This is a genomic window from Streptomyces spongiae, assembly GCF_009377185.1.
GTDB lineage: Bacteria > Actinomycetota > Actinomycetes > Streptomycetales > Streptomycetaceae > Streptomyces > Streptomyces spongiae.
The window spans coordinates 1-5,360 of record NZ_VJZC01000651.1 but is presented as its reverse complement, the minus strand read 5'-3'; the positions used below and the strand labels follow the sequence as shown (position 1 = coordinate 5,360).

The 5,360-nt window shown below is 70.7% G+C and carries 6 protein-coding genes and 1 tRNA gene; 4 read left to right on the top strand and 3 right to left on the bottom strand.

What is annotated here, in order from left to right; all coding sequences use genetic code 11:
• Positions 1–31: 31 nt before the first annotated feature.
• The gene (locus FNH08_RS43780; RefSeq protein ID WP_152777074.1) at positions 32–955 is read right to left on the bottom strand and encodes a hypothetical protein; all 924 of its coding nucleotides are present in this window, start codon (positions 953–955) and stop codon (positions 32–34) included.
• A 168-nt stretch (positions 956–1,123) separates the two neighbouring features.
• Here FNH08_RS43780 and FNH08_RS43775 point away from each other — a divergent pair, with 168 nt between their 5' ends.
• Positions 1,124–1,468, top strand: a complete 345-nt coding sequence (locus FNH08_RS43775) for a hypothetical protein (protein WP_322726416.1) — start codon at positions 1,124–1,126, stop codon at positions 1,466–1,468.
• Positions 1,469–1,543: 75 nt separating this feature from the next.
• Here FNH08_RS43775 and FNH08_RS43770 read toward each other — a convergent pair.
• Positions 1,544–1,615, bottom strand: a tRNA-Val gene (locus FNH08_RS43770).
• Positions 1,616–1,824: 209 nt separating this feature from the next.
• Here FNH08_RS43770 and FNH08_RS43765 point away from each other — a divergent pair.
• The 3 genes from FNH08_RS43765 to FNH08_RS43755 all read left to right on the top strand — a co-directional run bounded on the left by FNH08_RS43765 (position 1,825) and on the right by FNH08_RS43755 (position 4,851).
• Positions 1,825–2,643: a DUF4097 family beta strand repeat-containing protein gene (locus FNH08_RS43765; protein WP_152777073.1), complete on the top strand. Its 819-nt coding sequence runs from the start codon at positions 1,825–1,827 to the stop codon at positions 2,641–2,643.
• A 75-nt stretch (positions 2,644–2,718) separates the two neighbouring features.
• Complete coding sequence (locus FNH08_RS43760) at positions 2,719–4,164, top strand: coiled-coil domain-containing protein (protein WP_322726415.1); 1,446 nt, start codon at positions 2,719–2,721, stop codon at positions 4,162–4,164.
• A 126-nt stretch (positions 4,165–4,290) separates the two neighbouring features.
• Positions 4,291–4,851 carry a DUF4383 domain-containing protein gene (locus FNH08_RS43755; protein WP_152777071.1) on the top strand — a complete coding sequence of 187 codons (561 nt, stop codon included), beginning with the start codon at positions 4,291–4,293 and terminating at the stop codon, positions 4,849–4,851.
• Between the two features lie 7 nt (positions 4,852–4,858).
• Here FNH08_RS43755 and FNH08_RS43750 read toward each other — a convergent pair.
• On the bottom strand, positions 4,859–5,360 hold a 502-nt coding region (locus FNH08_RS43750; protein ID WP_194238831.1), incomplete at its 5' end, for an amidase domain-containing protein.

Below are 5,360 nucleotides of genomic sequence, written 5' to 3'. Positions count from 1 at the left end.
CCCCAGCCCCCAGCCCCCAGGCAAGAACGGCTCAGAAGATCTGCTCGATCATGTCTTCCCGCATCAGCCTTTCCAGCTCCGTGTCCGACAGCGGGTGCAGCGTGTCCAGAAGACGGCGCAGGCCGCGTTCGTCGAGGGACTGGCTGGAGACCTCGACCTCCGTGTCGCGGTCGTGGCGGATGAGGGTGATGACGCGGGTGCCGCCGGGGAGGCCGCGCATCACACGCATCTCGCCATGCGCGTCCACCGTGCAGGTCACGTCCTTCGCCACGAGTGCGGAACATCGCGCTTTCGGCGTGAGCGGCGAGCGCACCGTCAGACCCACGTACCCGCTCTCGTCCTGCCGGACGGGGCGGTACTCCACGCCGAAGGCAGCGGGCTCCACCACGGCACGGGACACCCGCATCCCAGGTGGCGCATCGCCCAAGTACAGCAGCTCCGGATTCTCCCGGTACCGCGCGACCTCCTCCGCGTGCCGGCGCTGCTGCGCCCGGTCCGGGCCGACGAAGCCCCCGTAGACCACGCCGGCCGCCAGCACGGCTACCGCCCCCAGCCGCACCCACCGGCTCGGCACGAAGAACGCCGCGGCCACAGCGTACGGCGCCCCCGTCAGCGCGAACCGCGTGCCGGCGCTCCCCAGGTGGACGCCGTCACCGTAGGCGGCCAGACCCGCCAGGACGCCGAGCGTGCCGAGGACGAAGACCAGGACGGCCCAGCCGAGCCGACCGGACACAGAGCCGCACAGCGGCACCACGGTCCGCGCCGACATGCCCGCCATGGCCAACAGGCCCACCGTCAGCGGCACGCCCAACGCGAAGAACGTCACCGCCGCGCCCTCCCCACCGCTCCAGCCCATCATCAGCAACCCGAAGCCGAGCGTCGGCACCGCGGCCGCCATCGTCGCCCAGACCAGGAGGAGATAGAGAACCGTCCGTGCCCCTCTGTCACTCGTCATGCCCGAAGCCTGCCAACCCGCGGCCTGACGCACATGAGTTGTCCTACTCAGTACGTCCTCCGCGACCGTTTCGCCGCCCCTCTTCCCACCGGTCTGGATCCGGCCGGCGCACCGCGAAGTGACAGAAGGAACTCGCATCTCTAAATCGAACAGGCGTAGCATTGTCGCGTGGCTGAGACCTATGACTTTCCGAGTGACCTCCTGGCCGGCCAGGAGGAGCTGCATCAGGTCCGCGCCGAGCTGCTGGCCCTGCTCAAGCGGCTCCCCTGGTCGGTCGAGCCGCTGGACGGCTTCAGCGACGACCACGGCTGGCGGAAGATCGAGCGCCCCGCCTCCCCCGGCTGGACGGCCGATGAGCAGGCCGAGGTCGAGAAGCTGCGCGAGCGCGAGCGCGAGCTCGCCGTGTACGTCAGCTGCCACCGCTTCTGGGCCGAGGTGGACACCGAGCACAAGGTCGACGCCCGCATGCGCCTCAAGCACGCCCACGAGAAGCCTGCCCCGGACGGGGCGTGAGCCCGGTGAAAGCACCGGACAAGGGACAGGAACGCCGAAGACCCCGGCCGTGATCGGCCGGGGTCTTCGTACCGGTGGGCGCGGACGGTTTCGAACCGCCGACATCCTGCTTGTAAGGCAGGCGCTCTACCCCTGAGCTACGCACCCGAACGAGTCGACAGCCTACATTGCCTGACGGCGTGCCCCGCAAACCCGTATCGGGGGTTATCCCCACCTCTTATCCGGGAGTGGCCCGGATCCCCCTCTGCGCGCCCGGTCCATACGGTCGTCAGTACGCCGAGAAGCACGGCGTAGTCGTCGAACCGGACCTCGGGTTCCAGGCAACCCCGGGTTCCAGGCAGCAGGGGGAGATCTTCATGGCTCGTACAGGGCGTGCACGGGCGGTGGCCGTCAGTGGGACCGTCGTGGCTCTCATGGCGGGCGCTGTCGCGTGCGGGGCGAGTGCCGGGGACGACAAGGATCCGGAGCAGCGGTCGTTCGCCCTCCAGGGCCGTACGCTCACCGTGGACAACGACGACTCCGCGCTGGAGCTCGTCCCGGCGGACGTGGACGAGGTCGAGGTGACCCGGTGGTTCTCGGGGAGCGTGGTGGTGGGCGGGGACCCGCGGGTGACCTGGGAGATGAAGGACGACCGGCTGAAGCTGCGCATGAAGTGCTCCGGCTTCGTGGCGGACTGCTCGGCCAGGCACCGTATCGAGGTGCCGCGCGGGGTCGCGGTGATCGTGAAGGACGGGGACGGCAGCGTCACCGCGAAGGGGTTCAAGGAGGCGTTGACCATTCGCACAGGAGACGGTTCCGTGCGGGTCGCGGACTCCACCGGGCCGCTGGCGGTGCGCACGGGCGACGGGTCCGTGCGGGTGTCGGACACCACCGGAGGGCTGGAGGTGCACACCGGCGACGGGTCCGTACGCGCGACCGGCATCGAGTCTCGCAAGGTCAGGACCAGCACCGGGGACGGCTCGGTCCGGCTCGAACTCGGCGTCGTACCGGACCTGGTGGACTCGCGCAGCGGGGACGGTTCCATCTCCATCGGGCTGCCCCGAGAGAAGTACCGCGTGACGACCGAGACCGGCGACGGTTCCGTGGACGTCTCCGTGCCCCGGGACGAGTCCAGCGACCATGTCGTCGCCGCCCGGACGAAGGACGGTTCGGTCACCGTACGAACGCTGAACTGAACGGCCCGTGTGTTCGTCCTTGTCAGGTGGGAGAATGACACCGGGCAGGGGCGGATCACAGCACGGGAGAGGGATGTGACGGCGACACCTTCACGGCCGGACACACCGTTTGCGCCACGCGCGCAGCACCCAGCGTGTCCCCGCCCGGGAAGGCCGTCCGGCGGCGCCCCCGACTTGTCGCCTCGTGCCTCGGGCCCCGTCCGCGCCCGCGATCTGCTGACCCTCGTCACGCTCCCCCTGCTCGCCGCTCTCGCCCTGCCCGCCGCCTTCGCCGGCGGCGGTACGCGGCGGTGGTTCGGCGGGCGGGCGGAGAGCCAGCGGGCGGAGGCGCAGGCCGCGAAGGACGACGCGGCGGCCGCGTTCTACGAGCTCGACACGGCCCAGCGGGACCTGCGGATCTCGATAGAGACCATCACGGCCGTCGACGACTCCCCCGCCGCCCGCCGGGCCGTGTCGGTCTTCGACGCGCTGGGGCGGCGCATCGACGAGGCCAGCCACCAGTACATCAACGCCGTCGACGCCCATGACCTCGACCGGGACGACCTGGAGGCCTCGGTCGCCGCGCGTGCCCGGGCCGAGCTGACCGCCGCCAAGGACGAGCTGACGCGGGTCAAGCAGGAGCTGGACCGGTTCGAGGAGGGGCTCGGCCCGCTGCTCGGCAAGGCCGAGACCCAGCTGGCCCGGCTCGCCCCGGCCGTGGAGCGCGCCCGCCAGGCCCTGCTCGCCGCCACCAACGCCCTGGACGGCGTACGGAGTTCGGGGCTGAGGGCCGACGACCTAGCCGCCCGGCTGGCCGCCCTGGGGCCCGAGCTGACGAGGCTCAACCAGGGCGCCGGACAGCACGGCGTACCGCAGACGCTGGAGCGTGCCGACCGGGTCGCACGGGACGCGGAGGCGGTGCGCGCGGAGGCCGAGCGGCTGCCGGAGCGGGCCGCCGAGATCGACCACCGGCTGGTGTCGCTGCGTACGCGCGCGGAGGCGCTGCGCACCCGGTCCGGGCAGGTGGACCCGGTGCTGAGCGAGCTGCGGCGGCGGTTCGCGGCCGCCTGCTGGCAGGACCTCCAGCATGTCCCGGAGCAGGCCGCCCAGAGCGTGGCGCAGGCCGAGCTGAAGCTGCGGGAGGCGCGGGCCGCGCGGGACGAGCAGCGCTGGCCGGACGCCACCTCGCTGCTGTCGACGGTCCGGGCCCTGCTGAACGACACGGACGAGGCGGTCTCGGCGGCCGGCGACCGCCTGCGGCGGCTGAACGCCGTGCAGAAGGACCCCCGGCAGGAGATCGACCGCACCCGGTTCGCGATCCGTGACGCCCAGCGCCTGGCCATGGCGGGCCGCGCCACGCCCGACCCCCGGCACGCCCGCCCGCTGGACGACTCGGTCGGCCGCCTGGAGCGCGCGATCGGCACGCTGGAGGGACGGCACCCCGACTACTGGCACTTCCTGACGGAGACGGAGGCCGTACGGGCGACGGTGGCCAGGGTGGTGTCCCAGATCCGCGAGGACCGGGGTGCCGGCAGCGCGTGACGCGGTGCGTGAGGTGGCGCGTGCGGCGGTGCGCTCTGTTGGCGCCGCGGCCTTCGCGGGCGGATATTGAGAAGGTACGCACGAGAAGGTACGCACGGCCTCCGCCCACGCCCGAGGGAGGCGTCCATGGCCACGCACTCAGTGCGCCACGAACCCCGGCGGCGCATCCGGTTCAACGAGCACCTGCCGGTGGACCACCGGCTCAACCTGGTCTACCGGATCGGCGCGGGTCTCATGGGACTCGTCCTGCTCGCCTTCGGCATCCTTGGCCTGATCGACAAGGTCGGCTACTTCGACACCCAGGGGGACACCGTCGCCGGGCTCAACACGAACGGCACGCTCAGCGTCCTGTCCATCTGCGTCGGTGTGCTGCTCTTCGTGGGCATGGTGATCGGCGGCAACTTCGCGTCCACGCTCAACATGGTGCTCGGTGTCCTGTTCATCCTCAGCGGCTTCGTGAACCTGGGCCTGCTGGACACGGACTCCAACTTCCTCGCCTTCCACATCCAGAACGTCATGTTCAGCTTCGTGTACGGCGTACTGCTGATGACGTTCGGCATGTACGGGCGGGTGGGGACCGCGCTGCCACACGACAACCCGTACTGGCGGGCCCGACATCCGGAGCAGGCGGAGGAGGACAGGGAGGGAGCCGGCGCCCTCCCGCGAGGAGAGGACGCCGGCCGGTGACTCGGGTTCAGGTGCGGTAGGCGTAGTACGCCGCGCTCGGGTAGGAGGCGATGACGCTCGCCACCGACCGGCGGTAGGTGTCCGCGTCGTGGTAGGTCAGGTACGGGACGCCGCTGGAGCTGCGGTAGGTCGTCATCATGGAGTGGTCCTTGACGCCGTCCTTGTTGAAGTCCACCTGCATCACGTCACCGACGTCCATCTGGTAGACGTTCGCGAGCGCCTTGGTCCGCTTGGCGGTCTGGGTGAACCAGGACCACTCGTTGACGCCGATCCAGGCGTCGGCCGTGCCGTTCGACGCGTAGTACCAGGTGTCGTACTCCTCGGGCGTGACCGTGGAGATCTGCTTCCAGCCGCCCGCCAGGAGGCCCTGGCTGAGGTAGTTGGTGCAGTCGCCGCCGAGCGAGTTGTACTTGCGGTACGCCGAGTTGTAGTTCTTCCAGTACTTCTCGGTGTAGGTCGCCATCGCCGCGTAGTTGTACGTACCGCCGGTGAGCTTCTTGGGGTTGGCG